The 23622-nt window shown below is 47.5% G+C and carries 17 protein-coding genes; 12 read left to right on the plus strand and 5 right to left on the minus strand.

Going from position 1 to position 23622, the window contains the following annotated elements:
* Nucleotides 1–19: 19 nt before the first annotated feature.
* From IAQ59_RS13200 to IAQ59_RS13225, 6 genes are all read left to right on the plus strand, one after another.
* Nucleotides 20–514, plus strand: coding sequence for a hypothetical protein (locus IAQ59_RS13200; protein ID WP_209331298.1), 495 nt, complete (start codon nt 20–22; stop codon nt 512–514).
* 118 nt (nt 515–632) lie between these two features.
* On the plus strand, nt 633–2033 hold the full coding sequence (gene fumC, locus IAQ59_RS13205) for a class II fumarate hydratase (RefSeq protein ID WP_209331299.1): 1401 nt from the start codon (nt 633–635) through the stop codon (nt 2031–2033).
* Nucleotides 2034–2226: 193 nt separating this feature from the next.
* Nucleotides 2227–2841, plus strand: coding sequence for a hypothetical protein (locus IAQ59_RS13210; protein ID WP_209331300.1), 615 nt, complete (start codon nt 2227–2229; stop codon nt 2839–2841).
* A 101-nt stretch (nt 2842–2942) separates the two neighbouring features.
* Nucleotides 2943–4643: a single-stranded-DNA-specific exonuclease RecJ gene (recJ, locus tag IAQ59_RS13215; protein ID WP_209331301.1), complete on the plus strand. Its 1701-nt coding sequence runs from the start codon at nt 2943–2945 to the stop codon at nt 4641–4643.
* Nucleotides 4644–4646: 3 nt separating this feature from the next.
* Nucleotides 4647–5378, plus strand: coding sequence for an LPS export ABC transporter ATP-binding protein (gene lptB / locus IAQ59_RS13220; RefSeq protein ID WP_209331302.1), 732 nt, complete (start codon nt 4647–4649; stop codon nt 5376–5378).
* Between the two features lie 13 nt (nt 5379–5391).
* A complete protein-coding gene (locus tag IAQ59_RS13225) occupies nt 5392–6909 on the plus strand; it encodes a GH3 auxin-responsive promoter family protein (protein WP_209331303.1) in 1518 nt (505 codons plus the stop codon).
* A gap of 450 nt (nt 6910–7359) precedes the next feature.
* Here IAQ59_RS13225 and mazG read toward each other — a convergent pair whose 3' ends face one another.
* A complete protein-coding gene (gene mazG / locus IAQ59_RS13230) occupies nt 7360–8178 on the minus strand; it encodes a nucleoside triphosphate pyrophosphohydrolase (protein WP_209331304.1) in 819 nt (272 codons plus the stop codon).
* Between the two features lie 74 nt (nt 8179–8252).
* Between mazG and IAQ59_RS13235 the strand changes: the two genes are divergently transcribed.
* The 3 genes from IAQ59_RS13235 to IAQ59_RS13245 are packed head-to-tail and all read left to right on the plus strand — an operon-like array spanning nt 8253 to nt 11082.
* Nucleotides 8253–8483 carry a hypothetical protein gene (locus IAQ59_RS13235; RefSeq protein ID WP_209331305.1) on the plus strand — a complete coding sequence of 77 codons (231 nt, stop codon included), beginning with the start codon at nt 8253–8255 and terminating at the stop codon, nt 8481–8483.
* Nucleotides 8484–8520: 37 nt separating this feature from the next.
* Complete coding sequence (glmM, locus tag IAQ59_RS13240; RefSeq protein ID WP_209331306.1) at nt 8521–9912, plus strand: phosphoglucosamine mutase; 1392 nt, start codon at nt 8521–8523, stop codon at nt 9910–9912.
* A 24-nt stretch (nt 9913–9936) separates the two neighbouring features.
* Entirely contained in the window at nt 9937–11082 is a 1146-nt protein-coding gene (locus IAQ59_RS13245) for a cysteine desulfurase family protein (protein ID WP_209331307.1), read from the plus strand.
* Here IAQ59_RS13245 and IAQ59_RS13250 read toward each other — a convergent pair.
* Nucleotides 11079–12035, minus strand: a complete 957-nt coding sequence (locus tag IAQ59_RS13250; RefSeq protein WP_209331443.1) for a pyridoxal-phosphate dependent enzyme — start codon at nt 12033–12035, stop codon at nt 11079–11081. The two genes, IAQ59_RS13245 and IAQ59_RS13250, sit on opposite strands and share 4 nt — an antisense overlap.
* 64 nt (nt 12036–12099) lie before the next feature.
* On the opposite strand from IAQ59_RS13250, the gene dgt reads away from it, so the two are divergent.
* Nucleotides 12100–13437, plus strand: a complete 1338-nt coding sequence (gene dgt, locus IAQ59_RS13255; RefSeq protein WP_209331308.1) for a dGTP triphosphohydrolase — start codon at nt 12100–12102, stop codon at nt 13435–13437.
* A 101-nt stretch (nt 13438–13538) separates the two neighbouring features.
* On the opposite strand, the gene IAQ59_RS13260 is transcribed toward dgt, so the two are convergent.
* The 3 genes from IAQ59_RS13260 to IAQ59_RS13270 form a co-directional block, all read right to left on the minus strand.
* Nucleotides 13539–15560 carry a RagB/SusD family nutrient uptake outer membrane protein gene (locus tag IAQ59_RS13260; protein ID WP_209331309.1) on the minus strand — a complete coding sequence of 674 codons (2022 nt, stop codon included), beginning with the start codon at nt 15558–15560 and terminating at the stop codon, nt 13539–13541.
* 39 nt (nt 15561–15599) lie between these two features.
* Nucleotides 15600–18821, minus strand: a complete 3222-nt coding sequence (locus tag IAQ59_RS13265; RefSeq protein ID WP_209331310.1) for a SusC/RagA family TonB-linked outer membrane protein — start codon at nt 18819–18821, stop codon at nt 15600–15602.
* Nucleotides 18822–19171: 350 nt separating this feature from the next.
* Nucleotides 19172–19327: a hypothetical protein gene (locus IAQ59_RS13270; protein WP_209331311.1), complete on the minus strand. Its 156-nt coding sequence runs from the start codon at nt 19325–19327 to the stop codon at nt 19172–19174.
* Between the two features lie 121 nt (nt 19328–19448).
* Between IAQ59_RS13270 and ileS the strand changes: the two genes are divergently transcribed.
* Together ileS and IAQ59_RS13280 are read left to right on the plus strand one after the other, a co-directional pair.
* Nucleotides 19449–22826: an isoleucine--tRNA ligase gene (ileS, locus tag IAQ59_RS13275; protein WP_209331312.1), complete on the plus strand. Its 3378-nt coding sequence runs from the start codon at nt 19449–19451 to the stop codon at nt 22824–22826.
* Between the two features lie 108 nt (nt 22827–22934).
* Nucleotides 22935–23558, plus strand: a complete 624-nt coding sequence (locus tag IAQ59_RS13280; protein WP_209331313.1) for a lipoprotein signal peptidase — start codon at nt 22935–22937, stop codon at nt 23556–23558.
* Nucleotides 23559–23622: the final 64 nt, after the last annotated feature.

Genomic DNA, 23622 nt, shown 5'->3' on the forward strand with positions numbered 1-23622 from the left:
CATTGAAAGTTAAGCAAGTGTGAACTGGTTCCCGACACATAGCGAAGTACTTGTATCGACGTTAGCCTCAACAGAAATAACCCGGAGAATAGCATCGGTCACCAAAAAGGTAAACTTTCTTGAACCCAGCTTTTCAGAAAAGCAGGTAGCCACATTCTTCAACGGCAATGTTTCAGATAGGGCGTTTTCTATCTCAAAGGTCATCACCAGGGCCGATAGTTTTCTACCCCTCCTACGTGGGCGGATCGAATCCAGCCCCCACGGCAGTATTATCTTTATTGAATACAACCTATTTCCAGGGTCTCGTTTTTTTCTGGGATTCTGGTCGGTGGCCAGCATGTTGCTCACGCTATTCTTTAGTGGAATCCAGGGAGACCATACCTTAGCAGTGGTCTGCTTGGTGGCCGGCCTAGGGAATTGGCTGTTTTCCTGGTCTAATTTCAGCAGGAAGGTGGAGGATTCGAAACAGACACTGCACCGGCTTCTTGACCTTCAAACCAAAGATCACGGATAAAAGGGTACATGGAGCCTGTACTCTTCGCGACCAACTTTTCTACTTCGTCCTATGGATTATACCCTCTAGGTAGTAATTTAGCTGCACAAATAAACCACTTGGATAAATAAACGAACAAATGAGCTATAGAATAGAACATGACACCATGGGCCCTGTGGAAGTCCCCGCAGAAAAATATTGGGGTGCCCAGACACAACGTTCCATAAACAATTTCAAAATTGGTGGTCCAAAGCATCAGATGCCCTTGGAGATCGTACACGCTTTTGCGGTGTTGAAGAAGGCGGCAGCACTGACCAATGCCGAATTGGCCGTATTGGATGCCAACAAAGCCGCGATCATCGCCGAGGTATGCGACGAGATTTTGGCCGGAGAGCACGATGATCAGTTTCCACTCGTGGTTTGGCAAACCGGATCGGGCACACAGTCTAATATGAATGTGAATGAGGTAGTGGCCAACCGGGCCCACGTGAAAATGGGAGGGGCGCTGGTTGATGCCAAAAAATTCATTCATCCAAACGACGATGTGAACAAGTCGCAATCGTCCAACGATACCTTTCCTACGGCGATGCATATTGCTGCTTACAAGATGATAGTGGAAACCACGATCCCCGGCGTGGAAAAACTACGGGATACCCTACGGGAAAAATCACAAAAATTCATGCAGGTAGTTAAAATCGGCAGAACCCATTTTATGGATGCAACGCCGCTGACGCTGGGCCAGGAATTTTCAGGTTATGTGGCCCAATTGGACCATGCATTACGAGCGATTAAAAACACGCTCCCCCATCTGTCTGAGCTGGCCTTGGGAGGTACCGCGGTAGGTACTGGACTTAATACCCCGAAAGGTTATGCCGAAAAGGTAGCAGAAAAGATCGCCGAAATCTCTGGCAACCCCTTTGTAACCGCACCAAATAAGTTTGAATCCCTAGCCGCTCACGACGCCGTGGTGGAAACACACGGTGCCTTGAAGCAATTGGCAGTTAGCCTTATGAAGATCGCCAACGACATCCGAATGCTGTCCTCCGGTCCACGGTCCGGTATTGGGGAGATCCTTATTCCAGAAAATGAACCGGGTTCCTCCATTATGCCGGGAAAGGTAAACCCAACCCAATCCGAAGCAATGACGATGGTGTGCGCTCAGGTGATCGGAAACGATACCGCAGTATCCATTGGGGGCTCCAACGGGCATTTTGAACTGAATGTGTTTAAACCCATGATGATCACCAACCTGCTAAACTCCGCACGTCTCCTTGGAGATGCCTGTGTCTCGTTTAATGACAACTGCGCCATCGGCATTGAACCCAATGAGCCCTTTATCAAGCGCCACCTCGAAAACTCGCTGATGCTTGTTACTGCATTAAACCCCCATATTGGGTATGAAAATGCGGCGAAAATCGCTAAAAAAGCCCACAAGGAAGGAACTAGCCTGCGCGAGGCCGCCCTGGCATTGGAGCTACTTACCAACGAGCAGTTTGACGCATGGGTGAAACCCGAGCGAATGATCGGAGGACTATCCTAGTTGATTCACCGCAAGGCTGTCCGAAAAGGGCAGCCTTTTTTTTACGGCCATGAGGCTGCTCGACTTTAAGGACACCCTCTTTTTCTAAAAAGGGTAGGTTAATTTCATCCAAAAGCGGATTAATGATTGATTTTTTGTAATTTGGAAGCATAAGTTTCGTTTTTTTACCATAGCCTCAAAAAAACATATGCCCATGAGTCTGATCAAATCCATTTTCGCCCTCTTATTGGTCACGGTATTTTTATTCGCCCCAGAAGACGCCATTGCACAACTCTCCAAGCAGGAGCGCAAGACATGGAAAAAAACCAAACGTAAGATGAGCCCCGAAGAACTGAAGACACTGGTGCACGAAAGGGCCCATTTTTCCGCTATGGCCGACTCCCTAAGCTCAGAAATTAGTCGCCTACTCGAAACTTCTCGCGATCAACAGGCCACCATAGACCGCCTCCAGGCCTCTCAAGCGCGGCAAAACCAGCAGCTTGCCGAACTTAAAGGCCAGCTTGCCAAGGTCAACGAACTTGAACAAAAATCCCCTTGGGATCAAGGTGTCGCATTCCGCGTCCAGTTTGGTGCGTTTAAAGATCACGACTTATCCGAAATGGTCAAAGACAGCCCAGACCTGGAAATCGTAAAGGAAGATGGTTTCATAAAATATGTATTGGGGCAGTTTAGGGAATACGAAAAAGCCGACGAGCTGAAGCGTTATCTACGCCGGATCGGCGTCCAACATACTTGGATCGTCCCCTACAAAGATGGGAAACGCGTGCCACTCGCAGAGGTTTTGGAAGAAGCCTTGGCAGATGAATGACGGCCCTAAGCTATCCGGGCATACTTGCTGCCTCGTTTGATCGGCAAATATTAATTGTAACCGCATGCCGTCCTAGGCCTAATCTTTCGTAATTTCGCCACATGGATTTTAGGTGGAAAATCAAGCAAAAAGCAAACCCGACCTTAGTTGAGCATCTCAGTCAGGAAATAAACGTAAACCCCACCCTAGCCAACATGTTGGTAAACCGAGGGGTAGTTGATTTCCAAACCGCCAAAGATTTTTTCAGGCCGGATCTGGACAAGCTGCATGATCCTTTCTTGATGAAAGACATGGACCTGGCCGTTGAACGGATTATCCAAGCCGTTGAACGTGAAGAAAAAATACTTGTCTATGGCGACTACGACGTAGACGGAACCACTTCAGTGGCTCTTTTTTATGGGTTTTTGAAAGAATTCTACGACCGGGTAGACTACTACATTCCGGATAGATACAAAGAAGGATACGGTATTTCCGAAAGGGGAGTGAAATTTGCCGCGGAAAATGGCTTCAGTCTGGTGGTTTCCTTGGACTGCGGTATCAAAGCCTTGGATAAAATTGACCTCGCAAATGCGCTGGGAGTTGATTTTGTTATCTGCGACCACCATACTCCCGGTGATACCTTGCCTAAAGCAGTTGCGATTCTAGATCCCAAACGAAGCGATTGCCTTTATCCCTACAAAGAACTAAGCGGCTGCGGAGTAGGCTTCAAACTGATACAAGCCTATTCCCAAAAGACCGGAAGAAATCCTGCTTCCCTTTATGGCTATCTGGATCTATTGGCAGTGAGTATTGCCTCAGATATCGTACCCATCAGCGGGGAAAACCGCGTGTTGGCATACTATGGTCTTGACCGGATAAACAATAACCCCCGCCCGGGTTTAAAAGCGCTTATCCTAAAGGGCAAGGTGGAAAAAGACATCAACATTACCGACATCGTCTTTAAGATAGGCCCCCGAATAAACGCATCGGGAAGGATCGAACATGCCAAAGCCTCGGTGGAACTATTACTATCGAAGGATTTAGAAGGTGCCATTCGCAAAGCCGAATTGGTCGAAGACGTAAACGCCACTCGAAAAAACTTCGACGAAAATATCACCAAAGAAGCCCTACAGATGATCGAAGACCGGGAATCACTTGACAGCTACCGAACCACTGTACTTTTCAAAGAGGATTGGCATAAAGGAGTGATCGGAATAGTCGCTTCCCGATGCATCGAAAAATATTACCGGCCCACCATTATCCTGACCGAGTCAAACAACAAAGCAACCGGCAGTGCCCGCTCGGTGTATGACTTTGACATTTATGAAGCCATACAGGAGTGCAGCGACCTGCTGGATCAATTCGGCGGCCATAAATATGCCGCAGGACTTACGCTTGCGGTGGGGAACGTACCGGCATTTCAAGCAAAATTTGAACAGGTGGTGCGCAACCGAATCCGCGAGGAACACCTGAGACCTACACTGGAAATCGACGATGAACTTCTCTTGGACCAAATCAATTACAGGTTTTTCAACATCCTGAAACAGATGGCACCCTTCGGGCCGGGAAACCCCGAGCCGGTATTTTGTGCAAACCAAGTCTATGCGGAAAACGTAAGGGTACTCAAAGAAAAACATTTGAGATTCGAGCTCGTGCAGGATGGCCAACAGACTCGACCGGTCTGCATTGGGTTTGGATTTGCCAAATATGTTGATTTTCTAAATAGTAAGATGAGGTTTAACATTGCTTTTGAAGTAAGGGAAAATACGTTCCGCAACACCAGCACCCTACAACTTTACGTAAAAGACATCAAATTTGACTAGCCCATGATATTGAAAGCGGAAAACCTGATAAAAGTTTACAAGGGCCGAAAGGTGGTAAACGATATTTCCGTCAAAGTGGAACAGGGAGAGATTGTCGGGCTGCTTGGTCCCAATGGAGCGGGAAAAACCACCTCTTTTTACATGATCGTCGGGCTGATCAAACCCAATGGGGGAAAGGTTTTTCTCGACCAAACCGACATCACCCCGCTTCCCATGTACCGACGGGCAAAACTTGGCATCGGCTACCTAGCCCAAGAAGCTTCAGTGTTTCGGAAGCTTTCCGTGGAAGAAAACATCCTGTCTGTTTTGGAAATGACCGATATTCCCAAAAAGGAACAAAAGGAGCGCGTAGAAAGCCTGCTGGAGGAGTTTAGCCTCACCCATGTCCGAAAAAATCTAGGAATGGTACTTTCCGGAGGAGAACGACGGAGAACAGAGATCGCCCGTGCGCTCGCGGTTGACCCAAAATTTGTATTGCTCGATGAACCATTTGCCGGCGTAGACCCCATCGCCGTAGAAGAAATCCAGTCCATCGTGGCCAAGCTCAAAAACAAAAACATCGGCATATTGATCACAGATCACAATGTAAATGAGACCCTTTCCATCACAGACCGTGCCTACCTGATGTTTGAGGGAAGACTTTTAAAAGCTGGAACAGCGGAAGAACTTGCCGCCGACGAGCAGGTAAGAAAGGTGTATCTTGGCAAACATTTTGAGCTGAAGAGAAAAATCTAACCCCGATAATACCATGGAAGTGATAAATTCACTGATGACTTGGATACTAAAACACCGGATACGCCAGATCGAACGGTTTAAAAAAAATCCGCATGAAGTCCAGGACGAGATACTTTTAAAACTAATAACAACCGCAAAAAAGACCCAGTTTGGAAAAAAATACGGGTTCAGCCATATTGCGTCATACGGCGATTTCGCCCGTCAAGTCCCCACCCACGACTACGAAGGGCTCAAACCTTATATAGAACAAACGATGAAGGGGGAGAATAACGTCATCTGGCCCACCGCAGTCACTTGGTTTAGCAAATCCTCCGGCACCACCTCCTCTAGAAGCAAATTCATCCCCGTAACGGAAGAATCCCTGGAAGAATGCCACTACAAAGGCGGCAAGGATATGCTTTCCATTTATATCAACAATTACCCCGAAACCAAGCTGTTTACGGGTAAAAGCTTATCCATTGGCGGCAGCCATCAGATCAACCCTTTGGATGGAAGCAAAAACAGCAAGTATGGTGACATATCTGCCGTTATCATGCAAAACCTTCCCTTATGGGCCCAACTGGCAAGAACACCAAGCTTAGAAACTGCCCTAATGGACGAATGGGAAGCGAAAATTCAAAAAATGGCAGAAGAAACACGCAAAGAAAATGTGACAAGCCTGACGGGTGTACCCACTTGGACGCTTGTCTTACTTCAGCGCATTTTGGATATTACCGGCAAAAGCGACATTTCAGAAGTGTGGCCTAATCTGGAGGTATTCTTTCATGGTGCAGTGGCTTTCGGCCCATACAGATCGCTTTTCAACACATTGATCCCTTCGAAAGGCATGCACTACATGGAAACCTATAATGCCTCCGAGGGTTTCTTTGGCCTACAGGATCAAAAGGACTCCGACGAACTCTTGCTTATGCTGGATTACGGTGTTTTTTACGAGTTTATACCCATGGAAGAATGGGACAAGGAGGATCCTCAGATTATTCCTCTGGAAGGGGTAAAATTGGGCAACAACTACGCCATCCTAATCAGTACCAATGGTGGATTGTGGCGTTATAAAATCGGCGATACGGTTAAGTTTACGTCTATACAACCCTATCGTATAAAGATATCGGGACGAACCAAACACTTCATCAACGCCTTTGGAGAAGAAGTGATCGTCGAAAATGCAGAGCGGGCGGTAGAGGCAGCTTGTGCCGCTACCTGTGCAAAAATCACAAACTTCACCGCGGCACCTGTCTACTTCGAAGAAAAGAAAAACCAGGGCGCCCACGAATGGATCATCGAATTTGCCGAGCAGCCATCCGATACGGAGCACTTCAAATCACTACTCGACGAAAACCTTCGGAAAATTAACTCCGACTACGATGCCAAACGATATCACGATATAGTACTCAAAAAACCGATCATCCACTTTGCCAACCCGGGCACCTTCGAAAAGTGGTTAAAATCCCGCGGTAAGCTCGGTGGACAAAACAAAGTCCCGCGTCTGTCTAATAACCGGGAATATATCGACGAAATTCTGAAATGGTTATAGTACCATTTTAGGAAATTTATTTAAACAAAAGATCGGGTAAATTGGTTGATGCGCCCCGAGTTCCGCAAAAATTTCTACGGAATACGACGGGTTTATCCGCAAAAAATAGTCTTTACGCCACCTAATCAAAGATTGTAAAAAACAAGCTTTTTTATCCACATTTATCCACACTTATCCACATAATATTGGCGTAATATGTTAATTATCTGATTACTTGATACTTACACCCTTATTTGAAAAATACAATTTGTGGATAACCAATTGAAATTGAAGCGATAAAAATCGCATCGGTAATATTTTCGAATTTGAAAGCTAATTTAATGTGTTTTGAATAGGGAAAAACCCCGGTAATATTTCCGGCTCTACAAGCAACTCAACTACGCTATTTATGTGCTTCGCCTATCCTGATCAATCATATCGCTAAAACCGATAGCAGAAATAAACATATGGCTACATACCTTCCTTTCCCAAATCCTTTGCCTTTTCCCAATAAGCATCCATTTCAGCCAAGCTCATATCCACTAAGCGTTTGCCCTCCTTCGCAGACTCCTGCTCCAAATACTGAAACCGCTGAATAAATTTTCGGTTGGTACGTTCTAAGGCTTCCTCCGGATTGATATCGATGAATCGGGAATAATTGATCAGCGAAAACAACAGATCTCCAAACTCGGCAGCCGCCTCCTGTCGGTTGATCTCCCGGTCTCCCGACGCGTAGGCTGTTTTGAATTCGCCGAGCTCTTCCTCTACCTTGTCCCACACCTGTGAAGCATTATCCCAGTCAAAGCCCACCCCTCGGGCCTTTTCTTGAATACGCATAGCCTTGATCAAAGCGGGAAGCGATCGAGGTACACCGCCCAAAACCGATTTATTTTTTTGCCCCTTTTCCTGAAGCTTGATTCGCTCCCAATTTTGCTTCACCGCCTCTTCGTCTTCCGCATTCACATCGCCATATATGTGGGGATGCCTCCGAATAAGCTTTTCGTTTAAACTGTGGATAACCTCTGCTATATCAAACGCCCCTTTTTCAGATCCTATACGGGCATAAAAGACAATGTGTAGCAAAAGATCACCCAGTTCCTTTTTTATCTCCTGTAGGTCTGCATCCAATATGGCATCGGACAACTCAAAGGTCTCCTCAATGGTCAGATGCCGCAGACTCTCCAGCGTTTGCTTCTTGTCCCAAGGGCACTTCTCACGAAGATCATCCATGATATCCAGTAAACGGCCAAAAGCCTCAAGTTGGGAACTTCTGTCTGGTTTGATTGACATAGGCGCTGGGGAAACTATTCGGAAAATACGTGCGTTTTGAAAGTATTCCGTAAATTTGTAGAAATAAATTTGATATGGCAACTGTATACCTCACGCTTGGTTTTATCGCCTTGTTTTTTATCCTTATGTCTGTGCGGCTTATCTTCCTGAAAAACGGAGAGTTCAAAGGAACCTGTGCATCGCAGAATCCCTACCTAAATAAAGAGGGCGGTACTTGTGGATATTGCGGTAAAAAGGTGGAATCAGGAGAGGCCTGCGGTAATCCCGATAACGAAGTGGATAAAGTCTTGGCTAGATTCAAATAATAAATCTTTTTTTAACAGGTTCATTAAAAAATTTTCTGTGGCATTAATCAAATCTATTTCCGGCATTAGGGGTACGATTGGCGGTAAAAGTGGGGAAGCGCTTACGCCCATAGATATTGTAAAGTTTGCTGCGGCATTCGGTTCTTGGGTAGTTGAAAAAACCAACAACCCAAAAATTGTGATTGGAAGAGATGCACGCATCTCCGGACCCATGGTTTCGCAGCTGATCACGGCAACGCTGCAAGGTATGGGCCTGGAAGTGATTGACTTAGGTCTAAGCACAACCCCAACGGTAGAATTGGCCGTGCCGCTTGAACATGCCGGCGGAGGCATCATCATCACAGCGAGTCATAACCCCATCCAATGGAATGCCCTTAAATTACTCGGAAGCTCGGGAGAATTTATCAGCGACGAAGATGGGAAAGCGGTACTCGAAAAAGCAGAAAAAGAAGATTTCAATTTTGCCACCGTCAAAAAGTTGGGTAAATACACACCAAAAAACGACTACCTGGACAAACACATTGATCATGTCCTGAACTTGGAATTGGTCGATACCAAGGCAATCGCTGCAAGAAATTTCAAGGTAGTGATCGATTGTGTAAACTCTACCGGTGGTATCGTGATCCCCAAACTCCTCAAAGCATTGGGCGTAGAGGTAGTAGAGGAACTCTACTGTGACCCCAATGGCGATTTCCCCCATAATCCCGAGCCATTGCCTGAAAATCTTCGGGACATTGCCAAAAAACTGGAAAACGGGCATTTTGACCTTGGAATCGTAGTAGATCCCGATGTAGATCGTCTGGCATTTTTCTGCGAAGACGGTAGCTTTTTTGGGGAAGAATACACCATTGTGGCCGTCGCCGACTATGTGCTGTCAAAAACTCCAGGCAACACAGTATCCAATCTCAGCTCTTCGCGGGCACTGAAGGATGTTACCCTGCGTCGCGGCGGCGATTACCATGCTTCTGCAGTGGGCGAGGTAAATGTAGTCCACAAAATGAAAGAGGTAAACGCCCTCATAGGAGGTGAAGGGAATGGCGGTGTGATCTATCCCGCATCGCACTACGGGCGGGATGCCTTGGTCGGTATTGGCCTTTTTCTGACCCATTTGGCACAGTTTGGCAAATCCGCAAGCCGACTGAGAGCTACGTATCCTAACTACCATATCTCGAAAAACAAAATTGAGCTAACCCCCGGTATTGACATGGACCGTATCTTGGACGCGATCAAGCTCAAATATAAAAAGCATCCCATCATAGACATCGACGGTGTAAAAATAGAATTTGAAAAAGAATGGGTGCACCTGCGCAAATCAAATACCGAACCCATTATCAGGATTTATTCCGAATCCGACAGTCAGGCCACAGCGGATCATTTGGCCAATAAGATTATTTTGGATATCAAAGAGGTGATTTCAGAGACTATCTAACATCACCAGGACTAGTAGCGACGAATGAAACACCCCACGGCTATCTATCTGGACAATGCGGCTACTACTGCGTTGGATGAACGGGTTTTGGAGGCCATGCTACCCTTTCTGAGATCCCACTTTGGCAACCCCTCTTCGGTCCATAAGCATGGACGGGAAGTACGGGTTGCCATCGAAAAAGCCAGAAAGACCGTCGCTGCGCTCCTTAATGCAACCCCCGGGGAAATCTTCTTTACTTCAGGCGGTACAGAAGCCGACAATACCGCCATACATGGTGCTGTAGATGCGCTTGGTCTTACCCAAATCATCACCTCACCGTTAGAACACCATGCGGTGCTACACGCAGCCGAAGCTTGCGCAAAAAACCGCCATATCCCCCTTACCCTACTACACATAGACCAAGCGGGCAACTTGGACTTGGATCAACTGACCAGCTTGCTCGAAGAAAACCCCAATAGCCTGGTAACCTTGATGGAGGGAAACAACGAAATCGGGAACCTCACCGATCTGCAGGTCATCGGCGATCTGTGTAAGCGCTTTGGCGCCTATTTTCACTCAGATGCCGTGCAGACCGTCGGGCACTTTCACCATGATCTCAAATCCCTTCCTGTAGATGCTATTTCAGGCGCAGCACACAAATTTCATGGACCGAAAGGAGTAGGATTTCTCTATGTTAAAAAAGATAGACGAATTACGCCCTACCTTTATGGAGGTTCCCAAGAACGAAATATGCGGGGCGGTACGGAAAATGTCCCCGGCATTATCGGACTCGCTAAAGCGTTGGAACTCGCATATGGTGAAATGGCCGCGCATGCTGCTCATATCAAAAAATTGAAATCGCATTTCGTACAACAACTCAAGAAAGCCATCCCCGAGACTCAATTCAATGGAAACTCCGGCGAGTTGGACAAAAGCCTATACACGGTGGTGAATGTCAGTTTTCCACCCTCTCCCTCTAATCAGGGCATGCTTCTGTTCAATCTGGACCTTGGCGGAATTTCGGCTTCTGGCGGATCCGCCTGCAGCAGCGGTGCCGTTTTAGGCTCCCATGTCCTTCAAGCACTTGACGCATCACCCGAGAGAGAATCTGTTCGGTTTTCATTTAGCCGGTTCAATACCCTGGAGGAGTTGGACTACACAATAGAAAAACTTAGAGAACTATACGCCTAAAAAGGCAGCTTCCCCAAATCGACATTTCCTCCGGAGAGAATGATCCCTACTTTTTTCCCGATGAAACATTCCGGATACTTGAGGACCACCGCCAAAGGAACCGCACAGCTTGGCTCAATGACGATTTTCATTCGTTCATACACCAGCCGCATCGCCGCGATGATTTCTGCGTCATTCGCTGTAAGAATATCTGCTACATATCGACTTATGATTGCCCAGTTGAGATTTCCCAACGAAGTCAGCAACCCATCGGCTATGGTTTTTGGGTTGGCCATTGGAATCAGCTGATTTGCCTGAAAAGAGCGATAAGCATCATCTGCGCCTTCCGGTTCCGCCCCGTAGACCTTGCAGGTTGGTACCAAAGAGTGCGTGGTCAATGCTGTGCCGCCCAGTAAGCCACCGCCGCCGACAGGAGCTACCAGGGCTTCTAATGAGAGACCTTCCTCCCATATTTCGAGCGCACAAGTGGCCTGACCCTCAATAACATCCAAGTGGTCGTAGGGAGGAATAAACGTAGCCCCTGTGTCAGAAACTACTTCCTCCAACGTATGCTGACGGGCCTCGAGTGTAGGCTCGCAAAAAATAATCTGACCTCCATAACTCTCCACCGCTTTCTTTTTAATCTCGGGAGCCGTAGACGGCATGACAATATATGAATTGATGCCGGCTGCACTCGCCGCACGTGCCAAAGCAGCCGCATGATTCCCGCTGGAATGGGTGGCTACACCTCGGCTTTGTTGTTGGGAACTCAGTTTGAGCACGGCATTGGCGGCACCACGGGCCTTAAAAGCCCCTACTTTTTGAAAATTTTCACATTTAAAATATATTTCACATCCCGCGATTCGATCGATAGCCGAACTGGTGAGAATAGGGGTACGGTGAATCATGGGCTGTATGCGCGCATGGGCCGTTCGGATATCAAGGAGGGAGGGAAAGGTGATCTCGGGAGTCATGACTACTGTTCGGTTGATAACCCAAAGGTAATTGATCCCGCGAAAAAATCGTATTTTTGCCCCCATGATGAAATGGGAAAATCTGCTTAGGCCCCTGGAATTGAACAGCCACACTGCTACTGGAACACCGCTTTCCAGAAGTATTTTTGAACGCGACTTTGATCGAATCGTATTTTCGGCACCTTTCCGCAATCTACAGGACAAGACTCAGGTTTTTCCCTTGCCTGAAGACGACTTTGTGCATACCCGGCTGACCCATAGCTTAGAGGTGGCTTCTGTAGGCCGCTCTTTGGGAAAAACTGCAGGAGAGTACCTAATCGGCAAATACCCCGAGCTACCATTGACACAAGTGGGTGCGGGCGATATCGGTGCAATCGTCTCGGCTGCAGCACTGACCCATGATATTGGAAATCCCCCCTTTGGCCATGCTGGCGAGGAGGCGATTTCGGATTTTTTTAGGCTTCACCCCTACGGTCAGGTATGGAAACCCCTGCTCACGGAGCCCCAATGGGAAGACATGATTCGCTTTGAGGGCAATGCGCAGGGATTTCGCATGTTGGTAGCCAAGGAAAACGGCATCCGGATTTCGGCAGCCACGCTGGCAGCCTTTACCAAATATCCCCGCCCTGCCAGGGTAAAACAGGAGTTTCCAATAAGAAGAAGTCAGAAAAAGTTTGGCTTCTTTTCAACAGAATTGGAAACCTACCGTCAGGTGGCCAAAGGATTGGACATACAAGAACTGAGCGACGAAGCATGGGCAAGGCATCCCCTTGCTTTCTTGGTAGAAGCAGCCGACGATATCTGCTATAGCATCATCGATTTGGAAGACGGCTGCACCCTGGGACTGGTGCCTTTAGGGGAGGTTGTTGAACTTTTGGCCGCCATTATCGGAGAACGCTTTTCTGCAAAGAAACTCAATGAATATCCCAGCGACAAACAAAAACTTGGTATCCTTCGGGCCATGGCCATACAGCAATTGATCACGGAAACGGTAGAAGCGTTTAAGCAGCACGAGGCCGCTATGCTGGAGGGAACATTTGATCAGGCGCTTACCGAAACCCTGCCTTCGGCAGCTGTGCTGGATAAAATCGGTCTTCTCTCCGTTAAGAAAATCTATCGCTCCCAGCCGGTACTGGAAAAGGAGGCTGCAGGTTTCCAGGTACTGGAAGGCTTATTGGAAGTCTTTTCCAAAGCCCTTTGGCACAAATTCCACGATACCAGCCGGTTTTCGGGGAGGGATAAAAGCATCTTGAGACTGCTGCCCCAAGGGTTTCCACTGGGAACGGAGGTCGATCCATATGCCAGACTTAGAGCCTTGATGGATTTTATCTCAGGCATGACAGATAAGTTCGCCCTGCTGCTTTACCAACGGGTAAAAGGCATTACTCTTCCCGGAAACTGATCGATATCCCCTTCCATTCAAGAAAGGAAAAATCAGCAAATTCTTTCTATAAAAAAATTACCCCCGAAGAAACCTCCGGGGGTAAGAATAAATAGGTTCGCTTACTCTCCGATTGCCCGCATGGGATCTTCGTTAGGCGCCCCTGCAGGCTGCACCACATGGGTCAGCGGCTCAATGTTGCTCTCGGCTCCGTTGTAGCCGGTAGTTTGATTCAATGTGGCTTCCACGTTACCCACTAGATACGGCTGGTACACCGGCCAGAAGACGTGGTGTGGATCCATGGTATACTTGGTAGTATTGTAAGTGGCCCATGGAACCTCGTCTCTGAAGAAACTATTTTTTTCCATGATACGATCGTAATAGAAACTGCTGGCTGACAAGGACTTCTCGATATCGTTTCCAGTGATAGAGTAGGTCTTGCCATTGTATGCGGTTTTGCCTGACTTAGCGAATATAACAGATATACGCACCAGCTCATCGTGCCGATACTCTTCTCCGTACAACTCCCGCGTTCTTTCATCCAACACAGCTCCGATTCCTTCCGCCTGCAAATCCGCTACGGTGTACATGTGAATGGCATTGGCCCGCTGCCGGACTGTGTTGAGGTCATCCGCAGCACCAGCATAATCCCCTTGCCAAACACGGGCCTCCGCACGAAGCAAGTAAACCTCGGCCATTCTCAGGATATACATATCCATTTTTCCACTATCCTGCCTATCAGGACGGGATTCTTGATTGACGGAATAAAATTTATACCGAGGATATCCGAACCAGCATCGAATGGTGTCCCGACAAGTTAGGTTCCCATTATCATCGTAAAGTCTCAATGGCTGCATATAGAATGGGCTACCATCATCTCTCAAAGAAGGATTATCATAGAGCACGTCCTCCATTTCAAACCAGTTCAGGTCCTTGTGCCGGTAGTCTTGCTCATCCACCTCGCCTTTGAAGTTCCAGATATCGTACTGCGAATAGTTGGTAGGCCGGGCGAACCCTTGGCTACGTCCCCATTTTTTCATCATACGGCCTCTCGCATCGGCTGTGGTAGCCTGCACGTCAGTGCCTATTCGTGTCGTACCTGGTTCCCACACACCCAAGTTGGTGCTTACGAAGTTTGGCCCCCAAGCCCGAATTCTAGCGGCCTGACCTTGGGTACCCAGGATAAAGGGTTCATTCACCACCAGCCAAATCCCTTCTGGGTTGCTAGCCTTCTGTGCACCGCGGTCCATATGCAGGTAATTAATGGCATCGGCGGGTGCAAAGCCACTTCTACCAGGGAGCGGGTTGCCGGTATTGGGATTATTGGTATTTGCTACCTCTACCTGGGTGACGCCCGATGGAATCATGGCGTCGGTAAACAAACGGGATTGTCCGTCGTTTATCGCATCAGTCATCAGCCGCTCTGCATCTGCAAAGCGTTCATTTAACATATAGTACTTGGCAAGCAAAATACGGACTGCGTCTTTGGGAGCCTGACCGATGGGCAATTCGCTTTTAGGCTTCACGTGCTGCACGGCAAATTCCAAGTCGGTGATCATTTGATCCCAAATACCCTGCATGTGAAAAACCTTGAAATCCCTACGGGCCTCATTAACAACGTTTAACGGGAACGCCACATTACCAAATTGCATGGTCAGCTGAAGATAGAAGAAAGCCCTCAGGAAATAGGCAGATCCAAGCAGGTGATTTCGCTCAGCGTTAGCGGAACCCTCCGGCCATTCCGGGAGGTCGATGTAGTCGATCACCGTGTTGGCCTTTTTGATGTGATTGTAGTTATCCGCATAAAAAGACCGTGTACGCCCGGCGTCGTTATTCCGAGCATTGGTGGGGGTTGCATAGGTACGCAAGTCTACGAAGGCATCGGGCTTATCCGTAGAAGCCACCACAGACGCATCGCTCATGTTGTGGTTAAACATCAGCTCGCGGGTATCACCGTTCCATTGGGTCATTACACCCCGCAACGCAGCATCCAATGCAGTTTGGAGACCCGCCGCATCAGTATACGTATTTTCCGGACTCAAAAAAGATAATGGTTTCTCATCTAGAAAATCATCGCTACAGGAAGCTCCAAAAAAGAGCATCGCTACAACAACTAATCGATTTATTATTTTTGAATTTCTCATTTCGATACATGTTTAAGTTTCTAAATCGCCATGGGTACGTTAGAAAGTGACGTCCAAACTAAACGAAAAGGTTCTCGGCATTTCCCGTGCAGACTCGGGATCACCAAGTTCTGGAATCCAACCGGTGAATACTGCGGCATTTTCGATATTTAATGCAAGGCGGATGCGCGATGATTTGATTTTTTCCGCCAGATAATCTGGAATACTATAACCTACAGATACATTCTGTAGACGCAAGTAGGAACGGTTGATCCACTTTTGGCTTCCAGTCAGGTTGATGGAATTGATACGAGCAAAGTCATTCAGCCCATTCAGGGGCGTCCAATAGGGGATTTTATACCAGTTGTGGTTCTTGATGTATTCCTGATTGTTATTAAATGGCTCCTGAGATCCTCCGTAATATCCAAGTTTAGCTAGGAAAACCAACCCAAAATCAAACCCCTTCCATTCAAAATCGTTTCGGAAGGTCATATACCAAGGGTTATTGCTCAAACCAAGAAATACCCGGTCATCTATGTCGATGACTCCGTCGCCATTCTGATCCACTACGCGGAAATCCCCTGGAAAAAGGCCATACTGGGAAGCCTCGGCTTCTTCACCCAACTGATACACACCGTCCAATTCCCAATCCCAGATGATGTCCTTGTTTTCCCCAATAAACCATCCATTCTGTAGGTCATCCGGTTCTCTCATCTCAGTATTTCCTTCACCGTCGGTCATGGCAATTGGATCGTTTCCTAAGGTTACAATCTTATTGACCCGGTAAGTCACGTTAAAGGTAGATGTCCAATAGAAATTCTTTCGGGACACGTTGATGGACTTAATCCCCAAGTCAAAGCCACTATTTTGCAGGTTACCGATGTTGGTCTTCACAGAACCGAACCCGGTCAGGTCTGGTAACTTCTGATCCAACAGCAAATCGCGGGTTTGGGACTGGTAAACGTCAAGAGATCCCGTCACCCGATCACTAAAGAATCCATAGTCAATCCCAAAGTTAAATGCTCCGGTTCGCTCCCATGACAACAACGGATTGGCGATTCGGGTAATCTCTGTGTAAGGGGTTGCAACGTAGCCTCCATCGTAATTCAAATAGACACCATTGGAAAGCCTTGCGTAGGCATTGTAATCTTCCAGTCCGCTACTATTACCGTTTACTCCATAACTTGCCCGAACCTTTAGGTAGCTTAGTGACTTTCCTTTTGGCATGAAACCCTCGTTGGTAAGCGTCCATGCGGCAGAAACGGAGGGAAAATTTCCGTAAATGTTATCTATTCCGAACCGGGAAAAACCATCCCTGCGGATAGAAGCGGTAATATTGAACCGGTTATCGAATGCATAGTTGATACGTCCCATTAGCCCGGTCCGGGAGTTTGTCTCATCGTACGTACTCATCGTGGGGTTTAGTCCTAGCTGCATGGCATGAAAACCTAAACTTGCAGTCGGCGAAAAGGTATTGTTAAATGCCCTGGTCTCCCAACTTTGGTTTCTTTCCGTATTGTATAGACCCGTGAAGTTTAACCGGTGGTTTCCAAATTCCCCATCCCAGTTCAAAATGGTATTGGACTGCCAGGAGAAGGAATCGTTATACCTTCTTTCGGCTGCATCCACGGCTCGTTGGGGATTACCCCGCTCGTTTAGGTCAAAACGCTTTCTCACGTCAAAGCGAGGCGTATAGTCTGTCCTTAGACTAAAGCCATATGGGAGCGTAATATTCGCATAAAGCGTCGGATTGATCATAAACCGGGTATGGCTTCGTGTATTCCAAGCAGGTGCTTGGTAAGGGTTCGTCAGGTTCGATCCAGCCGGCTGATCGGTCAAATTTTCCCGTGTACGGGGCATACCATTTCTCCAAGGTTGATCATAAGGTGAAAAAGACCGATAGCCACCGTTTGGGATCGGCATTGGTCCTTCATCTTGATACATGAAATTTGCATTGGCACCTATGCTAAAAAATTCCGCTAGGTTTACATCCAGGTTAAGCCGTGAAGTGATTGCCTTGAATCGATCGTCAATGACCACCGATTCCCGGTCGCTGTACCCCAAGGAATAGTAATACGAAACCCGCTCCGTACGGCCTGACACACTGACGTCGTAATCTTGTCGAACACCCGTATGAAATAGGTAATCCTGCCAATCATGTACGATCCCATTTTGGAAATTTTCCAATTCGTTATCCCAGAAGTTAAAATTATTGACCCGAGCTGTATTTATTACATTTGGGTCTGTTGCCCCGGGAATGCCATTGGCTTCCAACCATTGGGACTGATATTGCGGGTCGATGCTGTAGTAATCCCTAAACCTAGTCCAAGGCTCCGTGATGGTGTTTGTGATGGACTCGTTCATGTCGGTGAGCCAATTCAATACTTCCTCGCCACCTCTGTAGGTCCGCTGCCTGCGCGCGCCCGTAACAAGTCCCACACGATTACTGAAATTTATCTGGGGCTTACCAAAGGAACCTTTTTTGGTGGTAAATATCACCACCCCATTGGTCGCTTGTGATCCGAATACTGCTGCCGCACTCGCGTCTTTCAGGACGTCCACACTTTCGATAGTATTGGGGTTGATCTCCGCCAAATCCCCTCTGAAAATCACGCCATCGACGACAATGAGGGGGCGGTTGGCCGCTCTTTCGTCATCGGCATCTGCTTTTATGGATGCATCGCCCCGTACTTCAAACTCCGGTACGTTTCGGGCGTTGGTGGCGTAGCCCACTGATAATCCTGGTACAGTAGTACGCAGGATCTCGGAAACACTGGTAGGCTTGTACTTCATCACTTCCTCCGCCTTTACGTTCACAATGGCTCCGGTAAGATCCTTTTTCTGCTGCGTTCCATACCCAATTACGATTACCTCGTCAAGGGCTTGGGCACTTTCCGAAAGCGTCACATCGATGGTGGACTGATTGCCCACTTCGATGGTCGTACTTTCAAATCCGATAAAGGAAAAAACCAGAGAAGAACCCTCTGGAACGGTAATAGAGTACCGACCATCCAAGTCGGTGGCTGTGCCGATGGAAGTACCCGGCACGGCAACGGTAGCCCCTGGTATGGGCTCGTCATTTTGGTCGACCACCCGTCCAGTCACGGTAATGTCAAATTCGGCATCTAGCATCGAGACTCCGGCCAAGCTTGCTTCAGCCACAAGCGGCGCGTGGATAACGGATCGATCCACGTTTGAATTTTCAGCTGCATAGAGTGTTCCGGAAAACGTACACAAAATGCCAGCCATACACAAAGAGTGGTAACTCCTTGTGATTTGCATTGGTAAATTTAGTTTCATTTTGGGATTTGTTAAATGTTTACTTTCATGTGGATAGACTTTCTAATCACATAGTATAACAAGGTTTATTCCATAGGCAATCAACATTTATTTGGTTATATATAGTAAGTTTACATAAAGTTAATCCTAGGATTATATTCCGGATCATGGTCAAAATAAACCACCTGTAAGGTTACCGAACCGGTAAACAATTGTGGCGAACTACGATAGAAAGTTGGTTATAGAGATCGTTAGACCGTTACGACGTTGCATTATAAAAATTAATCTCCGACAAAAAAACAATTCTGAAAAGTAATTAACAAAAAAATAATGTAACCCACTTTTGGATGTCTCTACCCCTCCTTTTGTAATAAAAAATCGACACCGTCCGATCCAATCCCTTTTCCCTGAAAACGTTCAGCGGCTTCGGATTTCCGAGCGGCTACTTCTGCGTGTCGCTTTCCACCCAAAATCCCCGGAAAAGCAGTTTTTGCTCTCGGAGCATTCACATCAACCAGTTTTTATTAACTTTACGGCTTCTTTTGAAGGACTTACCTTCGCGAGTGTCCAAAAACGGATTCAACACGCAAGGCATCTATAACCTATATAGGCAAATAATACCACATCAAGGTGAAAAAATATCGGGAGTTTAAACAGGTACAATACCCTGAAATCGGTGAACAAATTTTGGCATTTTGGAAGGAAAATCACGTCTTCGAACAGTCTGTGGAAAACAGGCAGGGCGCAGAGACCTTCACGTTTTATGAAGGCCCCCCATCGGCAAACGGCACTCCCGGCATCCACCATGTCATGGCCCGCACCATTAAAGATGTGTTCTGCCGCTACAAAACCCTGAAAGGGTATCAAGTCAAACGCAAAGGTGGATGGGATACCCATGGCCTTCCCGTAGAGCTGCAGGTGGAAAAGGAGCTCGGGATTACCAAAGAAGACATAGGCAAAAGCATTTCCGTGGAAGAATATAACCGGAAATGCCGGGAAACGGTCATGCGCTTTAAGCACGAATGGGATGACCTGACCGAACAAATCGGCTATTGGGTGGATTTGGACGATCCATACATCACCTTTGAGGCACCTTATATCGAGAGCCTTTGGTACCTGCTGAAGCAGTTGTACGACAAAGACCTGCTGTATAAGGGATATACCATTCAGCCCTACTCTCCCGCAGCAGGGACGGGCCTCAGTTCACACGAACTCAACCAACCCGGGTGCTACCGCGACGTAAAAGACACCTCAATCACGGCGCAGTTCAAACTCGCCAACGAAGAAGATACGTACATATTGGCATGGACTACCACGCCCTGGACTTTGCCTTCCAACTCTGCATTAGCGGTAGGAGAAAGCCTTGAATATGTAAAGGTAAAGACCTTCAACCCATACACGTTCGAGGCGCAGACCGTCCTATTGGCAAAGGATCGGTTACACGCCTATTTCAACCCCAAGGCCAAAGACCTGAACCTAAATGAATACCAGCCAGGAGATAAGCTGATTCCCTTTCAGATCATAGAGACCTTAAAGGGAAGAGACCTGCTTGGGTTAGCGTATGAGCCATTGTTCCCCATTCCAGCGCTATTGCAGCCCTACCCCGCCTTTACCGTGGTGGCCGGTGACTACGTCACCACAGAAGATGGCACCGGCATCGTGCACCTGGCCAAAGCATTCGGTGCGGACGATTTCCGGACCCTCGTGCAGCAAGGAATACCAGGCATATTCGTAAAGGACGAGCAGGGCAATGAGGTCCCCGTCGTGGACAAACAGGGAAGGTTCCTTCCCGTAGTGGGTAACTACCTCGCGGAAAAAATGGCCGAACACGACATCACCGCCCACAAAAACCTGGCATCGGACGAATTTTATGTCAAAAACTACCCACAGGACGATGAAACTCACCCCGACTACAAAAGTACGGACGTGATCATCTCCATCATCCTCAAAAACGAAAACAAAGCTTTTAAGGTAGAAAAATACGAACACAGCTACCCGCACTGTTGGCGGACCGACATGCCGATCTTGTATTACCCGTTGGAAAGTTGGTTTATTAAGACCACCGCCTATAAAGATAAGCTGGTAGCCCACAACAAAACCATCCATTGGAAACCGGAAGCTACCGGAACAGGCCGTTTTGGCAACTGGCTCGAAAACCTGGTGGACTGGAACCTCAGCCGCTCGCGGTTTTGGGGTACTCCACTGCCGATCTGGCGTACGGAAGATGGAAGCGAGTCTCGGTGCGTTGGATCGATCGCCGAATTGGAAGAGGGTATCCAAGAAGCCATTGCCAAGGGTTATCTCGAAAAATCCCCTTACGAAGGCCGGGAAATAGACCTACACCGTCCATATGTGGATGAGGTGATCCTAGTTTCACCCAGCGGAAAAAAAATGTACCGGGAACCCGACCTCATTGATGTGTGGTTTGATTCTGGCGCCATGCCCTATGCGCAATGGCACTATCCCTTCGAAAACAAATCGGTATTTGATGCGAATTACCCCGCTGATTTTATTGCTGAGGGAGTAGATCAGACCAGAGGATGGTTCTTCACCCTGCATACCTTGGCGGTGATGCTGTTTGACAGCGTGTCCTTCAAGAATGTGATCGCCAATGGGCTGGTCTTGGACAAGAACGGAAACAAAATGTCCAAACGCCTTGGAAATGCCGTGGACCCCTTTAAAACATTGAAGGAATATGGCCCGGACGCCCTCCGCTGGTACATGTTAAGCAACGCCAACCCGTGGGATAATCTAAAATTCAACACCGATGGGGTGGTCGAGGTACAGCGGCGCTTTTTCGGCACCCTGCAAAATTCCTACAACTTTTTTGCGCTATACGCCAACTTGGATGCCTTTGTCTATGATCCAGCTAACGTAACCCCCGTCGGGGAGCGGGCTGAATTGGACAGGTGGATTATCTCCAAACTACAATCCCTATTGATTGAAGTGGAACGGGCATTGGATGACTACGACGCCACGCCCGCTTCCCGGGCTATCATGAATTTTACCGTGGACCAATTATCCAACTGGTACGTTCGACTCGCCCGAAAGCGGTTTTGGAGAGGAGACATGAACCCTGACAAGAAAGCAGCATACGAAACCCTGTACGAATGCTTGCTATCCATTTCCCAAGTCATGTCACCCATTGCGCCTTTTTATGCAGACTGGCTGTACCAAAACCTCACCAACGCTATCGGGCAACAATCGGCTCTCTCGGTACATTTGACCGATTGGCCCAAACCTGTGCCCGCTTGGATCAATGCCGACCTGGAAATCAGCATGGAATTGGCACAGGACATCTCCTCTCTGGTGCACTCACTCCGCAAGAAAGACCGGCTGAAGGTTAGGCAACCCCTTCAAAAGATCCTGATCCCGGTGTTAAGCGAGCAGCGAAAAACACAGATCCAACATGTGGAAGAACTGATCCGATCGGAAGTAAACGTCAAAGAGGTTTCGTATATTGACGACACTTCGGGTATTTTGGTGAAAAGTGTCAAGCCCAATTTTGCCTTGTTGGGAAAGAAGTACGGACCGAAGCTGAAACAAGTCTCTCAGGCCATTCAGGGCTGGGGCAAGGAAGAAATCGCCGCTATCGAACGGAATGGTAATCATCCCGTCCATTTGGGAGAAGAGGAAGTACTTGTGCTACTTGAAGAGGTCTTGATCAGTTCCGAAGATATTCCAGGCTGGTCAGTGGCAACGGAGCGTGGACTTACCGTCGCCTTGGATGTGACGGTGACCGAAGAACTCAAGCAGGAAGGCATTGCCCGGGAATTGGTAAACCGAGTCCAAAACCTCCGCAAAGACCTCGGGCTGGAAGTCCAAGACAAAATCCGAATCCAGTTACAACGATTAAATAACGAAGTAGACACGGCCATTCAGTTGTTTTCCTCGTATATACAAACGGAAACACAGGCCATCGAGCTTGTTTTCGTCGACAAGCTGACAGATGGAATTAGATTAGAGCTCGATGATTTTGAATTAACGCTAATTATTGAGAAAATCTAAATGAAGTTATTACACACCGGTACTTTCGGTCGCAAGCCAAAAAGACGCAGCGTTGAAAGACAACTGCGAAAGGTAATCACCGTGAACCATTCGAAACAAAAATAACACATGCACTATTTTAAGTATTTTGCCATTACGCTGGTAGTAATCGCTGTGGACCAAGCAGTAAAATTGTTGGTGCACTACCAAATGGATTTCGGTACGGCGGGTCAGATCAAGGTGTTGGGAGATTGGTTTAAGCTGCATTACACCACCAACCCGGGGATGGCGTTTGGCATGCAGCTTGGTTCGGAATATGGAAAACTGATACTTACCAGTTTTAGACTTATCGCGATGTTTGGAATAGGGTATTACCTGTACTTACTTATTCAAAAGAAGTCCCACCCCGGTTACATTGCTTGCATCGCCATGATATTAGGCGGGGCTATTGGTAATCTGATAGATAGTGTTTTTTATGGCATTTGGTTTGGCAACGCCCCTTACGATGCCCCAACCCCTTGGTTTCATGGGCAGGTAATTGACATGTTTTATATCGACATCTGGGAAGGTTTTATCCCTGAATGGGTACCGTTGCTTGGTGGCAGCTACACCGCGTTGTGGCCCATTTTTAATATCGCGGATGCCTCCATCTTTGTGGGAGTCGCCATTATATTAATTTTTCAAAAGCGTTTCTTTGACGAGGAAGACAAGCGGGATGCAGAGGAGAAAACCGAGTTGGTAAACGGCAACTAATGCTATGCCCATTTCACATTTGCACGCCTCAATAGGTTGAATAATAATCATTCGGTAAAAATAA

The organism is Lunatimonas salinarum (genome assembly GCF_017811155.1).
Taxonomy (GTDB): domain Bacteria; phylum Bacteroidota; class Bacteroidia; order Cytophagales; family Cyclobacteriaceae; genus Lunatimonas; species Lunatimonas salinarum.

Coding starts and splice junctions, on each gene's coding strand:
- fumC (WP_209331299.1), top strand. CDS start 633: ATGAGCTATAGAATAGAACATGACACCATGGGCCCTGTGGAAGTCCCC.
- IAQ59_RS13210 (WP_209331300.1), top strand. CDS start 2,227: ATGAGTCTGATCAAATCCATTTTCGCCCTCTTATTGGTCACGGTATTT.
- recJ (WP_209331301.1), top strand. CDS start 2,943: ATGGATTTTAGGTGGAAAATCAAGCAAAAAGCAAACCCGACCTTAGTT.
- lptB (WP_209331302.1), top strand. CDS start 4,647: ATGATATTGAAAGCGGAAAACCTGATAAAAGTTTACAAGGGCCGAAAG.
- IAQ59_RS13225 (WP_209331303.1), top strand. CDS start 5,392: ATGGAAGTGATAAATTCACTGATGACTTGGATACTAAAACACCGGATA.
- mazG (WP_209331304.1), bottom strand. CDS start 8,178: ATGTCAATCAAACCAGACAGAAGTTCCCAACTTGAGGCTTTTGGCCGT.
- IAQ59_RS13235 (WP_209331305.1), top strand. CDS start 8,253: ATGGCAACTGTATACCTCACGCTTGGTTTTATCGCCTTGTTTTTTATC.
- IAQ59_RS13245 (WP_209331307.1), top strand. CDS start 9,937: ATGAAACACCCCACGGCTATCTATCTGGACAATGCGGCTACTACTGCG.
- IAQ59_RS13250 (WP_209331443.1), bottom strand. CDS start 12,035: ATGACTCCCGAGATCACCTTTCCCTCCCTCCTTGATATCCGAACGGCC.
- dgt (WP_209331308.1), top strand. CDS start 12,100: ATGATGAAATGGGAAAATCTGCTTAGGCCCCTGGAATTGAACAGCCAC.
- IAQ59_RS13260 (WP_209331309.1), bottom strand. CDS start 15,560: ATGAGAAATTCAAAAATAATAAATCGATTAGTTGTTGTAGCGATGCTC.
- IAQ59_RS13265 (WP_209331310.1), bottom strand. CDS start 18,821: ATGCAAATCACAAGGAGTTACCACTCTTTGTGTATGGCTGGCATTTTG.
- IAQ59_RS13280 (WP_209331313.1), top strand. CDS start 22,935: ATGCACTATTTTAAGTATTTTGCCATTACGCTGGTAGTAATCGCTGTG.